Annotated in this window: 14 protein-coding genes; 11 read left to right on the plus strand and 3 right to left on the minus strand. The window is 63.1% G+C overall.

Features of this window, described 5'->3' with window-relative positions:
* The first annotated feature begins 61 nt into the window (after positions 1 to 61).
* Positions 62 to 940 (plus strand): LysR family transcriptional regulator, encoded by an 879-nt coding sequence (locus KW845_RS04010; protein WP_218367866.1) that lies wholly within the window; start codon positions 62 to 64, stop codon positions 938 to 940.
* 59 nt (positions 941 to 999) lie between these two features.
* Here KW845_RS04010 and KW845_RS04015 read toward each other — a convergent pair whose 3' ends face one another.
* Positions 1000 to 2139: a tripartite tricarboxylate transporter substrate binding protein gene (locus KW845_RS04015; RefSeq protein ID WP_218367867.1), complete on the minus strand. Its 1140-nt coding sequence runs from the start codon at positions 2137 to 2139 to the stop codon at positions 1000 to 1002.
* A gap of 29 nt (positions 2140 to 2168) precedes the next feature.
* Between KW845_RS04015 and KW845_RS04020 the strand changes: the two genes are divergently transcribed.
* Complete coding sequence (locus KW845_RS04020; protein WP_218367868.1) at positions 2169 to 3596, plus strand: amidase; 1428 nt, start codon at positions 2169 to 2171, stop codon at positions 3594 to 3596.
* A gap of 47 nt (positions 3597 to 3643) precedes the next feature.
* Here the strand turns inward: KW845_RS04020 and KW845_RS04025 are convergent, their stop codons facing one another.
* Together KW845_RS04025 and KW845_RS04030 are read right to left on the minus strand one after the other, a co-directional pair.
* The gene (locus KW845_RS04025) at positions 3644 to 4933 is read right to left on the minus strand and encodes an MFS transporter (RefSeq protein WP_218367869.1); all 1290 of its coding nucleotides are present in this window, start codon (positions 4931 to 4933) and stop codon (positions 3644 to 3646) included.
* Between the two features lie 55 nt (positions 4934 to 4988).
* On the minus strand, positions 4989 to 5792 hold the full coding sequence (locus KW845_RS04030; RefSeq protein WP_218367870.1) for a nitrilase-related carbon-nitrogen hydrolase: 804 nt from the start codon (positions 5790 to 5792) through the stop codon (positions 4989 to 4991).
* Between the two features lie 94 nt (positions 5793 to 5886).
* Here KW845_RS04030 and KW845_RS04035 point away from each other — a divergent pair, with 94 nt between their 5' ends.
* From KW845_RS04035 to KW845_RS04075, 9 genes are all read left to right on the plus strand, one after another.
* Positions 5887 to 6858: a LysR family transcriptional regulator gene (locus KW845_RS04035; protein ID WP_218367871.1), complete on the plus strand. Its 972-nt coding sequence runs from the start codon at positions 5887 to 5889 to the stop codon at positions 6856 to 6858.
* Positions 6859 to 6861: 3 nt separating this feature from the next.
* Positions 6862 to 7812 (plus strand): LysR family transcriptional regulator, encoded by a 951-nt coding sequence (locus KW845_RS04040; RefSeq protein ID WP_218367872.1) that lies wholly within the window; start codon positions 6862 to 6864, stop codon positions 7810 to 7812.
* 118 nt (positions 7813 to 7930) lie between these two features.
* Positions 7931 to 9301: an MmgE/PrpD family protein gene (locus KW845_RS04045; RefSeq protein ID WP_218367873.1), complete on the plus strand. Its 1371-nt coding sequence runs from the start codon at positions 7931 to 7933 to the stop codon at positions 9299 to 9301.
* A gap of 34 nt (positions 9302 to 9335) precedes the next feature.
* Entirely contained in the window at positions 9336 to 10325 is a 990-nt protein-coding gene (locus KW845_RS04050) for a tripartite tricarboxylate transporter substrate binding protein (protein ID WP_255592460.1), read from the plus strand.
* 38 nt (positions 10326 to 10363) lie between these two features.
* Complete coding sequence (locus tag KW845_RS04055; protein WP_218367875.1) at positions 10364 to 12049, plus strand: class I adenylate-forming enzyme family protein; 1686 nt, start codon at positions 10364 to 10366, stop codon at positions 12047 to 12049.
* On the plus strand, positions 12046 to 12930 hold the full coding sequence (locus KW845_RS04060) for an SMP-30/gluconolactonase/LRE family protein (protein WP_218367876.1): 885 nt from the start codon (positions 12046 to 12048) through the stop codon (positions 12928 to 12930). Before KW845_RS04055 ends, KW845_RS04060 begins: the two co-directional genes overlap by 4 nt.
* Positions 12931 to 12933: 3 nt before the next feature.
* A complete protein-coding gene (locus tag KW845_RS04065; RefSeq protein WP_255592365.1) occupies positions 12934 to 14070 on the plus strand; it encodes a thiolase family protein in 1137 nt (378 codons plus the stop codon).
* Positions 14067 to 14480, plus strand: coding sequence for a Zn-ribbon domain-containing OB-fold protein (locus KW845_RS04070; protein ID WP_218367877.1), 414 nt, complete (start codon positions 14067 to 14069; stop codon positions 14478 to 14480). The genes KW845_RS04065 and KW845_RS04070 overlap by 4 nt, the downstream gene beginning before the upstream one ends.
* A gap of 2 nt (positions 14481 to 14482) precedes the next feature.
* Positions 14483 to 15184, plus strand: a complete 702-nt coding sequence (locus KW845_RS04075) for a nitroreductase (protein ID WP_218367878.1) — start codon at positions 14483 to 14485, stop codon at positions 15182 to 15184.
* The last annotated feature ends 41 nt before the right edge of the window (positions 15185 to 15225 follow it).

The raw sequence follows: 15225 nt of genomic DNA on the forward strand, positions 1-15225 counted from the left end.
CAATGCCGGCAGCAGACGGCCGCGGGCAAGCGCCGGTACCTACAGAGAGAAGCAGGCCATCATGGTTCGAATCGGACTTCACCACCTTGAGACCTTGTGCTGCATACAGCGCCTTGGCTCTTTCTCCGCCGCGGCAGAACGATTGAACACGACCCAGTCGGCGATTTCCAGCCGTGTGCGGGAACTGGAGACGCGGCTCAAGACGCGCATCTTCCGTAAAGAGGGCAGGCGCATGCTGCTCACGGTACAAGGGCGCGACCTGGTACAGCGCTGCGAGCCGCTGCTTCAGCAGATGAATGAGGTCCTGTTGTCGGCCGGGGATGCCAACGAGCCATCCGGAATGGTGTCGCTGGGCCTGGGCGAGTCTGCGGCCATGGTTTGCCTGCCGCCTTTCCTGCACGACATGTCCACCGTGATGCCGAAGATGGGCTGGAACATCACTGTCGATGTGACACCGAACCTGCGGCAGAAGCTTCTCGACGGAGAACTGGATATCGTGGTGATGGCAGGGCCTCTGGATGCGGCAGAACTGGTCGTCACGCCCATCGGGCCAGTCAATCTGTCCTGGATGGCGGCATCATCATTTTTTGAAGCGCACGGAAGCTCGGCTTCACTGAAAGATGGGCCGGTGTGGTCGCTTCCACGCCCGTCGTACCATCATCGGGTCGTTGCCGGCGCAATGCGCGCGTGCGGGCTTTCCACCTCGGGCATCAATACCTGCAATCATGTGCAGACACTAATAGAAATAGTCAAATCGGGACGAGGCATGGGCCTGCTGCCCGAGCAGCAGGTAACGCACAGTCTGGCCACCGGCGCGCTGCGGCGGCTCGAGATGCGGCAGCCGACTTATGCGATTGAATTCCTGGCCGCCAGGCGCCATGAAGAAACCGATCCCATCATCCTGAATGTCTTCCAACAAGTCCTCAAGATGACGATCTGACCCAGGGCCTGGTGATCGGATCGGTCCCGCCCGCAGTCATCCAATGCCGAGAAGAAATTTCAATCGGCTGGCTTGAAACCCGTAAGCCGGACCATGCCACGATATTTCTCGATCTCTTTTGCGTAGAAATCTTCCGCTTCTGAAAGAGACATGCGTTGCCAGACCCGCCGACCATCACCCTCGAGCCCCTGGATGACGGCGGGCGATTCCACGATATTTCCGATCGCCGCGTTCAGCGCCTGGCGAACCGCCAGCGGCGTGCCTTTCTTGACGTAGTAGGCGGCGTTGCTTGCGTAGTCCATGTCCTTGAAGACAGAACGCTCTGCCAGGCTCGGCAAATGCGCGAGCTCTTTCGGCTTGTCCTGAGACAGATTGGCGATGATGCGATACCGGCCTTCTTTGTCGAACTGCAGCATCGAGGTCGAGAACGCCATGATGGTGAAGTCGATCCGATCGCCAAGAATATCCTGCACGATGGGGGCGCTGCCTTTGTACGGGATGAAATTCAGCTGCGCATCGGCTTTCTTGGCCATGCTGCCGGGAATCAGGTGGTACAGGGAACCCACGCCCGGGATGCCGCAAGTGATGGGTTCGGAATGGCTTCTCGAGCGCATGAGCCGGATGAATTCGTCCAGGTTCTTCACTGGCAATCCCTTGCGCACCACCAGCACCAGGCGCGTCGTCGTGACCGGATGCACGATCTCGAAATCGGAGACGTCATAACGGATGCCCTGCATCGTGAGCGGCGGCAGGATCAGTTCATTCTGCGATCCCTGGTACAGCATCTGGCCATTGGCCGGCGCGTTGAGCATTTTCTGGGCCGCGATGGCGCCGGTGGCGCCTCCGATATTCTCGACAACCACCGTGGCACCCAGCTCGCGATGCAGGGGCTCCGCGAAAAGCCGCGCGGTAAAGTCGCTTGCGCCGCCGGCAGGGTACGGGACGACAAGCGATACCGGACCTGCGATCTTGCTTGCCGGTGCCTGGGCGTGCAGCAGCGGCGCGGCTCCGAACACAAGCCCCATGAACAGGGCCTTGGCGATACGCATGGATTTCCCCTTGAAGTTTTGAAAAACCGGTGAAAGGCGCCCTGATGATAAGAACGATCGGGCCGTCCAGGGGCGAGATTTTTCGATGGAAATCCATCGGAAAATCGATTGGTACGCTGCCCGGCCAATCGATAAACTGCCAGTCCGCATATTCCAACACGCAGACCAGGGAGCTATCGATGGCGATATTCCATGAGTACGATGACTATGATGGCCTTGGCCTGGCCGAGCTCATTCGCCGTGGCGATGTATCCCCGGACGATCTGCTGGACACGGCAATGGCGCGGGTGACGGAAAGAAATCCAAAGATCAATGCTTTCGCGTCGTTGTTCGAGGCCCGCGCCCGCGGCGATATTCGCGCCGGTTTGCCGGCGGGCCCGTTTTGTGGCGTGCCGTTTGCACTGAAAGATCTATTCATGCATTTCAAGGGCGAAGTAACCGGCAACGGATCCCGGTTCTGGGACGGGGCCGTGGCAACGCACGATAGCGAGCTATTCGCCCGATATCGCCGTGCAGGCTTTGCCATCTTTGGCAAGACGACGACGTCGCAACTGGGTCTCGGCCCTGCAACTGAAACACGTGCTTATGGCGTGACGCGCAATCCCTGGGACCTGGGCCGCACCTCGGGCGGATCCAGCGGCGGGGCGGCGGCTGTGGTCGCGGCCGGCATCCTGCCGCTGGCGCATGCCAGCGACAGCGGCGGCTCGACACGCATTCCCGCGTCTTGTTGCGGCCTGTTCGGATTGAAACCGACGCGCGGACGGATGCCGATGGGGCCGGACCGCGGGGAGTCCAGCGGTGGCCTCGGCTCGGCGCATGCCGTGACTCGTACCGTGCGAGACAGTGCCGCGCTGCTCGATGCCACGGCCGGCAGCGACCTTGGCGCCCCGTACGGAATCATGCCGCCGCAACGGCCCTGGCTCGACGAGGTGGGCGCGAAACCGGGCCGCCTGCGCATTGCCGTGTGGAACGAGCCACCGGAAGGCGTGGTCGTGCATCAGGACTGCATTCGCGCCCTGGAAGATGCCGCGGCGCTATGCCGGGACCTGGGCCATGTCGTCGATATCGTTCCGCCCGCTGTCGACATGGCAGCATTGGACCGCAACGGTGTGGTCGTGCTGGCAGCCTCGACGCGGCTATTGATCGAGGCGCGCGCATCGGAGCTCGGCCGATCCCCCGGACAAGACGATCTCGAACCGGCTGCCCGGACCCTCTGGGAAGCGGCGGGCAACTATTCCGCACTCGACTACGCCAACGCTATTGCGGCATACCATCGGGCAGGGCGGCAGCTTGCCGCCTTCCAGTCCGAATGGGATCTCATCTTGACGCCAACGCTCGCACAGCCTCCGGTAGAGGTCGGTACCATCACCACTTCGGATGTGGATAGCGAGGGTTTCCGCCCGCGCAGCCGCGCGTTCAACCCTTTCTGCTCGCTTGCCAACCGAACCGGCGTGCCCGCCTGCTCGGTTCCTTTGTACTGGAACAGCGCAGACCTGCCGATCGGCGTGCAGTTCATGGCACGTTTCGGCGACGAGGCGACGTTGTTCCAGATCGCGTCGCAGCTGGAACAGGCACGGCCCTGGTCGCAACGCAGCGCGCCGCTATAGAACAGCGCAATTCTGGAAAGCCTGCTGTCGACACCAGCGGAAGATAATCACAGCGCAGCGCCTTCGTGGGCCGTCATGGCCCGCTTGGAAGTCTCAGGCAGGAACAGGCACACCACCAGCACGGCCACCGACACGACCGCCATATAACCTGCCGGGGCAAGTAGCGAGCCGGTTTGAAGCACCAGCCATGCGCCAAGAAAGGGGGCAGTTCCTCCGAAAATGGTGTACGCGAGGTTGTAGCTGATGGCCGAGGCGCTGAAACGCGTCTTGGTCGGGAACAGCTCCAGCAGCGCAATGCCAACCGGCCCGGAAAACATGCCCATGCCCACGGCAAGCAGCGTCTGCGCGAAGATCGCCGATGGCAGCGTTGCCTTGGATGCGAGGATATAGGCGGGAATACTGATGCACGCGTTGAACAGCAGGGCCGCCAGCAGCATGGGCTTGCGGCCGACACGGTCCGACAGGTATCCGCCAAGAATCATCGTGAAGAACGCAACGAGCATGGCGATACTGTTGGCGATCAGCGCGTCGCTGCGGCTCATTCCCACCGATGCGGTCAGGAACGTGACGAAATAGCCCGACAAGGTATAGAAGGCAAGGCTCGAGAAGGCGGCCAGGCTGAAGCCGAAGGCCATCTGTTTGCGTTGGTCTCGCAGCGCTTCCTTGATGGGGCTGTGAGATATCTGCCTGGCGGCCTGCGCCTTCTGGAACATCGGCGATTCGTCGACTTTGGTCCGGATGTACAGGCCCACCAGCGCCATGGGGCCGCCCAGGATGAAGGGAATCCGCCAGCCCCAGGCTTCGTAAGTGGCTTCGCCCATCAGTTGGGTCAGCAGCAGGATCAGCAAGGCGGCAAAGACCGGTGGCAGATTTGCAAATGAGTACGTCAGCGCCACATGCAGGCCGCGGCGGTCTGGCGGGGCGTGCTCGGCGACGAACGAGTTCGAGCCCACTGTTTCGCCCGCGGCGGACAAGCCTTGGATCAGCCTGAGCAGCACCAGGCAGATCGGCGCCCAGACGCCGATCTGGGCGTAGGTGGGCAGCAACCCGATCAGCAGGGTGGATGCGCCCATTGAAAGAATGATGCCGGCAAGAATCGCCTTGCGTCCGTAGCGGTCCCCCAGGCTGCCGAAAATGAAGCCGCCCAGGGGTCGCATGATAAATCCGACCCCGTAGACAGCCAGGGCGGACAACAGCGCTGTGGTGGGATCCGAGCTCGGAAAGAACAGCTTGGCAATGACCGTGGCAGAGTAGGCGTACACCACGAAGTCGTACCACTCTACAAATTGCCCCAGGGCCGCTGAGTACAACACCTTCTTGTTGCTGCGAACGGACATTCTTGTCTTCCTCAATTTTTTCGCTGGTCGTCCCGCGCCAGCCGTTTTCAGATACTCAGGCCGCCGCTATGCGGTAGCGCCGGTGCGCCAGGCAAGGCAGCATCTCTCGTACCTCGCCAAGATGCTCAAGATCTATGCTGGCGATGGCAATGCCTTCCGTGCGGGCAACGCCGGCAAGCGTCAGTCCGTTCGCATCCAGGATCATGCTCAGGCCAACCGATTCCGGCGGCGGCTGGCAAGGGGCAAGCACGAAGCACGTATTCTCGATGGCGCGTGCGCGCAGCAGCGACTCCCAGTGCAGTTCCTTCAGGCTTCCGGCGATCCAGCCGGCGCCATAAACGAGCACATCGGCTCCTTTGTCGACGGCAATCCTGGCAATTTCCGGAAACCGCAAGTCATAGCAATTCAGGATGCCGAACTTGATGCCATCGATGTCGGCCACATAGACTTCATCATGATTGGGCTTCAAGGGCGCATGCCGGTTCTTTGCCGATTCCTGGAAGCTGAAGGCGTCGTAGAGATGCACCTTCTCGTAGCGCCCGCCGATCTGCCCATCCCGGTTCGCATGAACGAAGACGTTGCTCGAGCGTTCTTCGCCGCTGGGTTCGTAGACGCCGATGAAGACGTCGATCCGATGCTCTTTGGCGGCGGCGGCCACGGCCTGGATGAAGCCCGCCGAGGATTGCTCCGCGTGCGCACGCAGCTCATCGCGGGTCGACTCGAAAGCCACCATGCTGGCCTCGGGAAAGGCGATGACCCGGGCGCCTTCCTGGGCGGCCGCGCCGATGTGCCCGAGCACCGTGGCCAGGTTATCTCGAACCTGCGGCGTGCTCTTGAATTGCGAGACCGATACCTTCATCCACATGCCTCCTTGTGCAGACAGCCATGATGGCAAGGCATGGCAGGGCCGTCCAATACTTGATTGGGCAGAACTGATAACATAAAAGGTATCAATGGAACATTTGCCATCCATCCGCCGGCTGCAACTTTTCGAAGAGCTGGGGCGCCAATTGAACTTCCGCAGAACCGCGGAGGCGATCGGCATCGCCCAGCCCGCGCTTACGCGCGCCATCAAGCAGCTTGAAGATGAACTGGGGTTCGAGCTTTTCGCGCGTACCAGCAGAAGCACGCAACTGACCCCCGCCGGACGCATCCTTCACCTGCGGGTGGGGCAGTGGCTGCAAGACATGGACGTGTCCATCCGCGATTGTCGCCGGCTGGCACAGGGCGGCGGCCGCAGGCGCCTGTTGCTGGGCTATTCGGCGCAGGCATCGCAAGGGCAAATGTCCCAGTATCTTTTCAGGTTCGGCCTGCAGAACAGCGACATCGAACTCAACCTTAGGCAACTGCCCTCGGAAGCGGCGTACGAGGAAATTGCAGCGGGTGATTTGCACGGCGCCTTTGTGCTGCAAGACGACGCGGCGCTGAACGAGCTGGACTTGCAGTCCATGCCAGTCGAACGGCAGGAGATGGTGGTGCTTTGTTCGGCCAATCACCCCCTGGCCGGCCGCGGGAAAATCCCTGCCGAAGAACTGCATCATTGGGAACTTGCGATCGGCAGCGCTGCCAGGTGGCAGGTGTTTCGCCGGTCGGTACTGGCGCAATTGGCTCGCCTGGGCGTGACTCCCAAGCTCGCTTACGAGGCCGATGACACCCCCTTGCTCCTGGAGGCCATCGCCCAGGGCGAGTATCTGGGCGTGTACGGCTCCAGCATCGTGGGCCATCTGCCTCACCACTTGGTGGCCCTTACGCTCGCGGAGGACATTTCGCTTGCGATTTGTTTTGCCCATCGTGCCAGGCCGGCGGAGGCAGTGTGCGACCTGTTGGGGTTCCTGAGCGAGGCGGTCGATCTGGATAGACTAGCGCCGGATGCGCCAGCAGCCATGCATGATCGTTTGTCTGCCGCTTGGCGTGACGTGGACTAGCACATGGCGATGACGTTCGAGTTCGACACCAAGGCGTTGCGCTGTTTTTCCGCTGTCGCGTCGCACAGAAGTTTCACAACGGCCGCAGCCCATTTGCGCATCAGCCAACCGGCGGTAACCCGGCAAATCCAGGCCATGGAACGGTCCCTGGGCGTGCGTCTGTTTCGCCGCGAAGGCCGGCACATGGTGCTGACCGAGGCCGGCCGCGTGCTGCTGGAGCAATCGCGCGACGTCCTCGAGCGTTTTGACGCGGTACTTACCCTGGTCAAGGATGCCGCCAACGAGCCGATCGGCAAGGTGGCGCTAGGTGCGCCGACCTCCACGGGCGAGCTGCTCTTGCCGTCCATATTGAACCGCTTCCACCGCAATCATCCGAAAGTCTTCGTGCAGATCGCCACCGGCTACAGCGGCGACAGCATCGAGATGCTGGTCGATGGCCGCCTGGACATGGCACTGGTATTTGGGGTGCCCAGCCACAGCGACCTGGAGCTGCATCCCTTGCTCACCATGGACCTTGGGTTGATTGTGCCGTCCCGTTCCCGGCCCGATCCGATCGGCCAGCGGACTTCCATTACCCTGGCCGAGGCGGCCGCCCTGCCGCTGATCTTTCCGACTCGTACGCAGTACCTGCGCAAGCGCGTCGAACAGGCCTGCCAGCAGATCGGTGTCACTCCCAATGTTGTGCTCGAGTCCGATTCGCTCGGCATCTCCAAGGAACTGGTGGCCGCAGGCATGGGGTATATGTTTCTGGCCGCCAGCGGCATCCGTAGCGAGATCAGGGAAGGGCGCCTGCGCTACCTGGCAGTGACCGAACCAGGTATGGACTGGCAGCTCGCGCTTGCCCTGCGCCGCACCAAGTCGCAGCCCTTGGCGGTCAGAGTGTTGATGCGCGAGATTATCGATTCGGTGCGCGCGGAAGGCGCAAAGTCGGGCTGGAACTGGAAACTCGCCTAGGGCAGGCGACTGCACTCTATTCGCTTTTTGCATGATCGGTATGCGCCGCGCATGGGCGCACACCGTCCTGGCCGTCTTAGCATGCTGCATTCCCGGATGACATGCCCATAACAAGATCATGAGACAGCCCAGTAGCAACACCGCGCTGAGAACCTTGGCTCGATTCGCGCACGCGGTGAACGTTCCAGAGCTACCCGTCGAAGTGGTGGACAAGGCCAAGCTTTGCGTGATCGATGCGCTGGCTGCGTCGCTGACCCTTGGCCTGACGCAGGAAGGCCGCCAGGCGTTGGCGTTGGCTCGTAGCCGGGCCGGCCAAGCCGAAGCGACCGTGGTCGGTTCGTCCCTGGCCACTACTGCCGCCGACGCTGCCTTTGTCAACAGTGTGTCGGCCGGCGCTACTGCGCGCAGCGATACGCATGCAGAAACCGCTAGTCACCCGGGATCGGTCATCGTGCCCGCAGTCATGGCCGTCTGTGAAGCCCGGCACCGCGGTGGCATGAGCCTGCTGAAAGGTGTCGTAGCGGGCTATGAGGCAATGTGCCGGCTGGGGCAGGCCCTGATATCGCCCGAGCTGGCTGCGTTTTTCCGTCCTACGGGCCTGACTGGTCCGACGGCTGCCGCGCTGGGCGCCGGCGCCGCTGTGGGCCTGGAGGAAGCACCGCTTTGCCAGGCTGCAGCACTGGCCACTCACACTGCCTCCGGCTTGAATGAGTGGGCGCATGCCGGTACGGCCGAACTGGTGTTCCACGGCGGTTTTGCCGCGCGCAACGCCGTCGACGCCGTGCAACTCGCTCAGGCGGGTATGCAGGCGGCCGCGTCTGTCCTGGACGGACGCGCCGGCCTGCTGGCCGGCTATGGCGCGCTGGCGCAGTGCGACTTGCTGACGCAGGATCTTGGCCTGCATTACCGGATATTGGAGATCGGGCATAAGCCCGCGCCGGCTTGCATCTTCGTGCAGACTCCCTGCCAGGTGGCGCTGGATCTGGTCCGCATTCATGCGCTGGAGGTGTCCAGTCTGTCGGCTGTACGCATCTACGTCTGCCAGGCCGCGGCCGCGTATCCCGGATGCGATGATGGCGGCCCCATTGAAGATGCGCGGGCCGCCAAAATGAGCATCCAGTTCGCGGTAGCCGCCGTCCTGGCACAAGGACGCCTGGCCGACACCAACTGGGCCGATTTTCGAAACGTTGCCACGGGCGAGCTGTGCGCGAAGTGCGAACTGACCGTCGACGAGGCATTGACGCAGGCCTTTCCTGCTCAGGTGGGATGCCGTATCGAGCTGCAGTTCCAGGACGGCCGCTGCATCCAGCATCACCAAGACGACTTCGTATCCATGAGCGTCCAGGACGTCCATGAGCGGTTCCTCGACGCGGCGTTGCCGCGCGTGGGCACAGACAAGGCCCACCGGGCCCTGGAAATCATCGCGAACCTGGAAGCCGCCGAAGACCTGGCCGCACTGGCAAGCTGCCTGCGAGCAGTAGCGGTCTGACACAGTACAACATCAACACCGGAGACAAATCTTGATGCTGAGCCGCATTACCCGCCGCCGTCTGCTGCAGACAGCCTGCGCCCTGCCTCTGATGGCCTCCATGCGCCCAAGCCAGGCCGCTGATTTTCCCGATCGCCCCATTACCTTTGTCGTGCCTTTCGTCGCCGGAGGGGTAGCCGATATCCAGGCGCGCGTGGTCGCTCCTCCCATGAGCAATGCGCTGGGGGCATCATTGATCATCGACAACCGGGGAGGGGCCTCCGGCAGCATCGGTGCACAGCTGGTCACGCGCGCCAAATCCGACGGCTACACCATCTTGCTGTCGACCATCAGCATCCTGGCAACCAATCCGCATCTGTACAGCAATCTGTCATTCGATGCGCTGACCGACCTGGAGCCCATTTCCCGGTTGTCGACCGTCGACAATCTGTTCGTGGTCTCGCCATCCTTGCCTGTACATAACATCCAGGAGCTGATCGCCTATTCCAAGACCAAAGACGGTGGCGTCACGTTCGGCTCGGCCGGTGCGGGTGGATCCCTGCACCTGACGGGCGAGCTGCTGCGCAGCATGACCGACCTGCGCTATACCCACATTCCCTACAAGGGCAGCGCGCCCGCCGAGATAAACCTGATCGGCGGCCAGATCGACCTGATCGTGACCAGTGTGGCGGCTGCGCTTCCCAACATCAAGGCGGGCAAGATGCGCGCCATCGCTGCCACCCGCGCCAAACGCTCGGTCATGTTGCCGGACGTTCCCACCGTCGCAGAGAGCGGCGTACCGGGCTTTGAGGTGGATTCCTGGATTGCCGTGCACGGCCCCAAGGGCATGGCTCCGGCCGAAATCAAGCTCCTGGACGCAGCCGTTCGCCAGGCCACTGAAGATCCCATCGTCATCGAACGCTTCCGGCAATTGGGCCTGGAACCCTTCTATGCATCCAGCGAGGAGTTGGCCCGCTATCAACTTGCCGAGAGCGAACGCTGGGGCGCCTTGATCAAGAAGTTGAACATCAAGCTGGACAGCTGAATCGGTCGTTGCATACGACCTCAAGGAGAAGCATCGAAATGAGTCAAGCGCCAACAGCGGCCAGGAAAGCCCAGGAATTGCGCACGTCCCTGGCCGGCGGGCCTCAAACGGTCGCGCGTGCCTTCCTGGACAGCCTGCGCCAGCATGCCGGCCGGGATGCCATCAAGCCGCCCGGCATGCCCGCCAGGACGTACGCGGAACTGGGCGAAGATGTGCGGGTCGCCGTCGCCGTCATGCAGCGGCTTGGGCTTGCTGCCGGCACGCGGGCCGCCATCTGCCTGCCCAATGGCTACGATTGGGCTGTCCTGACCTACGCCGCTGCCATGCTGGGGGTGTGTCTGGTGCCGTTGAACATCCGCTATCGCGCCGACGAACTGGTCAGCGCCCTGCAGCGCTCGGCGGCCACGGTCCTGTTTACGCAAGACCGGTTCCTGAGCAACGACTTTCTTGCGCGGCTGCGCGAGATCGCTGGCGACCGCGAGCTTGGCCAAGGTACACGCGCAAGCATAGAGGCCTTGCCGGATTTGCACGATATCGTACTCATGCAAGGCGCAGCCATGGCGGGTACCCAGCACTATGCAGCGATATCCAGGGACGCCGATGCCAGCCGCGTGGACCTGGAAGCGTTCGCCGCCAGGCGCCAGCCGCAGGACCCCATGTGGTTGTTCTGGACTTCCGGCACGACCAGCGCGCCCAAAGGTGCTCTGCTGCCGCAGTCTGCTGTGGACATGGCCTGGCGCTGGAGCACGTTGGCGGGCTACAGGCCGCAAGACCGCATCCTCATGACGCGCCCCTTGTTCTATATCGCCGGGCATTTCTGGTGCCTGCTCGCGCCCATGCTCCACGGCGCGCTGTCCGTGGTGGGCGACCGTTTCACGGCCGAGGAAATGATTGTGCGCTGCCGTGATGAGGCCGTCACGATCCTGTCTGGCAATCCGCTCATGCTCAAGGCCCTGGTGCAGGATCCGTCTTTCGAGCCAGAGGCTTTTCGCAGCGTGCGATTGGGTTACTTCGGCGGCTCTACCTTGTCGCTCGAGGAAATGCGGCAAATCCGCGATCGGATCGGCATCGCGCGCATGATCCATACCTATGGCATGACCGAGTACGGCGGTTTCGTGCTGAGCACACTGCCCGACGATTCCATTGAACAGGCTTGCGCAAGTTGCGGCTATCCCTTTACGGAAGTAGAGATCAAGCTGGTGGATCCAGCGAGCGGCGAGCCGACGCCCCGGGGGCAGGTCGGCATGGTGATGACGCGCGGGCACAAGCTGCTTGATTACCTGGATCTGCCCGCGCAAGAGAAGAGCCGCCTGTTCGATGAGCAAGAATGGTTCCGCAGCGGCGACTTGATGCGGGAAACGGAAGAGGGCCGATACGAATTCATCGGCCGTGCCAAGGATCTCATCAAAGTCGGGGGAGAAAACGTGACCGCTGCCGAGGTTGAGACGCTTCTGATGCGTCATCCACATATCAATATCGCGGCTGTCCTTGGAGAACCGGACGCGAACAAGGGCGAGGTGGTTGTCGCCTACGTCGAGGTCGGCCCGCAGGCTGGCGGGCTGGACGCCGCCGGTATTCAGGCATGGTGCAGGCAGAAGATGGCGCCCCATAAGGTGCCGGCCCGTATCCATCTCGTGGCGCCCGCCGTGTGGCCCATGACGTCTAGCGGCAAGATCGCCAAGCACCTGCTGGCCAGCCTGGCGATACGGGAGCATACCGTATGAAATTGACGTTTTCCCCGCTCTGGTGTTCCGACGAGCGTGCGCTCCTGGGCGAGAATCCGCTATGGGACGACGCCAGCGGCGAGCTGTACTGGGTGGACGCCGCCAACCCGGCCGTTTATCGGCTCTCGCCCGGTGCCGGGGTGCGCCGCTACGCATTGCCCAGGCCGGTCGCGTCGATATTCCTGTCCCATCCCGGGCGCCTGGTGGTGGCAATGCGCCGGAGCGTCGTCGAACTGGACTTGGGCAGCGGCCGGCAGGTCGCCGACCTTGGCCTGTCCCCGCCGTCCGAGAACGAGCGCTTCAATGATGGGCGCTGCGGCCCCGACGGTGCGCTCTGGATCAGCACCATGGACAGGGAACTCAAGCGGGACATAGGCTCGCTGGCGCGCATGGACTCCGCCGGCGGCCGCCAGTCCTTCGGCACATCGGCGGCGCTCGGCAACGGGGTCTGTTTCAGCCCGGATGGCGGCACCCTGTACTTCTCTGACACTCAGCGTCGCACCATTTTTCGCTATGTGCTGCGCGATGGCCTGCCCGCCGAACGTACCGTCTTTGCCCAGCTCGACGCCGCTCCGGGGCGCCCAGACGGCTGCACTGTCGATGCCGATGGGTGCCTGTGGAGCGCGCGTGCGGGCGGCGGGCGGATCGATCGGTATGCACCCGATGGCCGGCTCATCGACTATCTCGAAACGCCAGTCAGCCATCCCACTCATTGCGCCTTCGGTGCGGGGGGCCTGTACATCACCAGCCTGCGCTACCCCGAGGCGTCATTCCGGGGCCAGCCGCTGGCGGGAGCCACTCTGGCCCACCGTATCGACGTGCAGGGCCTTCCGCAGGCACGCTTCCTTTCTTCGGCCACGGCCGCCAACACGGAGGTCTGAATCATGCATCCTTTGCGCAGCAAGGCGGTGGTGGCTGGCATTGGCGTTACCCGCTTTGGCGTCTTCGATACAGAGGACGCCTATACCCTCGGCGCCCAAGCCCTGCGCTCGGCCCTGGAAGACGCCGGCAGGCAGGCCTGCGACCTTGATGCCGTCATCACGATCCGTATCCCGTCATATCAGCGGTTCTGCCAGTTGGCGGGTGCTGACCCGCGCACGGCCTTCGCGCTGCAGGGCCAGGGCCGGATGGCGGGCGTAGCCCTGGAGCTTGGCGCCAGCCTCATCGCCTCGGGGGCGGCGCGGACGGTTGCGCTGGTCTATGGCAATGATGGCCGTTCGCGCGGGGCCACTTACGGTGGCCTGGACGACCGCTACGGAAACGGCGACGCCACATTCTGGCAGGCATACGGCATGACCTCGCCTGGCGCGGTGCATGCCATGATGTACGCGCGCCACGCTGCGCAATATGGCACGGACGATGACGCACTGGGGGTCATCGCTTCCACTTTTCGACGGCACGCCGGCCTGAATCCCGCGGCGGTCATGCGCAAGCCGTTGACCCTGGACGATCACCGCAACTCCCGCTACATCGCCGAGCCTCTGCGCCTGCCGGACTACTGCTTGATCAACGACGGTGGCGTGGCGCTCGTGCTTACCCACGCCGATGCGGCGCACGACCTGCCACAGCCACCCGTCTACCTGCGGGCAGTGGCGACGCAGACACGGATGCGGGATTCGGGCTTTCCCCCTGATGATTACTGGCATGGCGCCATGCAAGACATCGGCAAGCGGCTGTACCGGATGGCGGACCTGGCTCCGACCGATATGCATGCGCTCATGATCTACGACAATTTCACGCCGACCGTGCTTTTTTCGCTAGAGGGTTTTGGCTACTGCGATCCCGGCGAGTCTGGCCCATGGGTCAAGCAGGGGCACCTGTCGCTGCAGGGGCGCTATCCGGCCAACACCAGCGGCGGGCATCTTTCGGAGAGCTACATGCAGGGCTGGGCACTCATCGCCGAAGCCGTGCGGCAGGTCCGCGGACAGGCGCAAGGCCGCCAGGTGGCGGACGCGGGCAATGTGCACTATATGTGCGCGTCGCCGGTCAGCAGTTCGGCAATTTTCTCGGAGGCGCCATGAAACCCAGCCCTGCCATGCTCGCCCAGATCGATCCCGCCAACGCGCCCCATTGGGAGGCCGCCCGGCGCGGCGAACTGGCTGTGCAATGTTGCGTCCAGTGCGCCGCTGCGCGCCTGCCTTGCGCCCCGGTTTGCACCGCCTGCGGCAGCGCCGAGCATATCTGGCGTACGGTGGGGCGCGGCGGCCGCGTGCTTTCATGGTGCCGCTTTCACAAACCCTATTTCAAGGACGTTGCCGTACCCTATGCCGTATTGCTGGTAGAACTCGATTGCGGCCTGCGCATCTTCGCCAATCCGTGCCAGCAATACGAGGGCGGGCCGAATATCGGCGATGCAATCGAAATCGTCTTCGACACCATAGAGAACGGTACGCCGCTCATGCGGGTGCGCAAGCAGGAGGGTGCCGCATGAGTATGGATCCGGCCGGCTCCGTCAGTGCCGCGTTGTCGTCGCGGCGCTCAGTGCGCGCATTCACGGCCCAGCCCGTCGATGACGCTGTCCTGCAGCGCGTTATCGCGCGGGCGTCGCTGGCGCCTTCCGGCGGCAATCTTCAGCCCTGGCACCTCTATGTCCTGCGCGGCCGGGTCCTTGACGACCTGAAGACCATCATGACAGAGCGGGTTCGGGCTTTTCCCGAGGGCGAGGCCGGACACGGCGAAGGTGTTGAATACAACATCTATCCTTCCCCGTTGCAGTCTCCCTACAAAGAACGGCGGGTGGCTTTTGGCGAGGCACTTTATGGCAGCCTGGGCATTGCCCGGGACGATGCAGCCGCACGGCGGGCATGGCACGAGCGTAACTATCGCTTTTTCGATGCCCCTGTCGGCCTGTTCTGCTATGTCGAGCGCGGCCATGGAAAGCCGCAATGGGCAGACTTGGGCATGTACTTGATGTCGCTCATGCTGCTGTTGCGTGAAGAAGGTCTGCACAGCTGTCCGCAAGAGTGCTGGGCGCGCTACGCGCGCAGCGTGGACGCCTACGTGCAGCCCGCCGAGGGCATGATGCTGTTCTGCGGCGTGGCCATCGGCCATGCGGACCTGTCGCATTCGGCCAATCAGTTTCCCCGGCAGCGCGCACCTGTTCGGGAGTTCGCCACCTTTCTCGGCGATCCGTGAAGGCGCTGGCGTGCGACAATCGCCTCGCACGCCTCCCGCTC

The organism is Bordetella sp. BOR01 (genome assembly GCF_019218885.1).
GTDB lineage: Bacteria > Pseudomonadota > Gammaproteobacteria > Burkholderiales > Burkholderiaceae_B > Bordetella_A.

Excerpts from the sequence above, each read along its gene's own strand:
- KW845_RS04075 (WP_218367878.1), top strand. The coding sequence starts at position 14,483 with ATGGATCCGGCCGGCTCCGTCAGTGCCGCGTTGTCGTCGCGGCGCTCA.
- KW845_RS04010 (WP_218367866.1), top strand. The coding sequence starts at position 62 with ATGGTTCGAATCGGACTTCACCACCTTGAGACCTTGTGCTGCATACAG.
- KW845_RS04020 (WP_218367868.1), top strand. The coding sequence starts at position 2,169 with ATGGCGATATTCCATGAGTACGATGACTATGATGGCCTTGGCCTGGCC.
- KW845_RS04025 (WP_218367869.1), bottom strand. The coding sequence starts at position 4,933 with ATGTCCGTTCGCAGCAACAAGAAGGTGTTGTACTCAGCGGCCCTGGGG.
- KW845_RS04055 (WP_218367875.1), top strand. The coding sequence starts at position 10,364 with ATGAGTCAAGCGCCAACAGCGGCCAGGAAAGCCCAGGAATTGCGCACG.
- KW845_RS04050 (WP_255592460.1), top strand. The coding sequence starts at position 9,336 with ATGCTGAGCCGCATTACCCGCCGCCGTCTGCTGCAGACAGCCTGCGCC.
- KW845_RS04040 (WP_218367872.1), top strand. The coding sequence starts at position 6,862 with ATGGCGATGACGTTCGAGTTCGACACCAAGGCGTTGCGCTGTTTTTCC.
- KW845_RS04065 (WP_255592365.1), top strand. The coding sequence starts at position 12,934 with ATGCATCCTTTGCGCAGCAAGGCGGTGGTGGCTGGCATTGGCGTTACC.
- KW845_RS04070 (WP_218367877.1), top strand. The coding sequence starts at position 14,067 with ATGAAACCCAGCCCTGCCATGCTCGCCCAGATCGATCCCGCCAACGCG.
- KW845_RS04035 (WP_218367871.1), top strand. The coding sequence starts at position 5,887 with ATGGAACATTTGCCATCCATCCGCCGGCTGCAACTTTTCGAAGAGCTG.
- KW845_RS04045 (WP_218367873.1), top strand. The coding sequence starts at position 7,931 with ATGAGACAGCCCAGTAGCAACACCGCGCTGAGAACCTTGGCTCGATTC.
- KW845_RS04060 (WP_218367876.1), top strand. The coding sequence starts at position 12,046 with ATGAAATTGACGTTTTCCCCGCTCTGGTGTTCCGACGAGCGTGCGCTC.
- KW845_RS04030 (WP_218367870.1), bottom strand. The coding sequence starts at position 5,792 with ATGAAGGTATCGGTCTCGCAATTCAAGAGCACGCCGCAGGTTCGAGAT.
- KW845_RS04015 (WP_218367867.1), bottom strand. The coding sequence starts at position 2,139 with ATGCGGACTGGCAGTTTATCGATTGGCCGGGCAGCGTACCAATCGATT.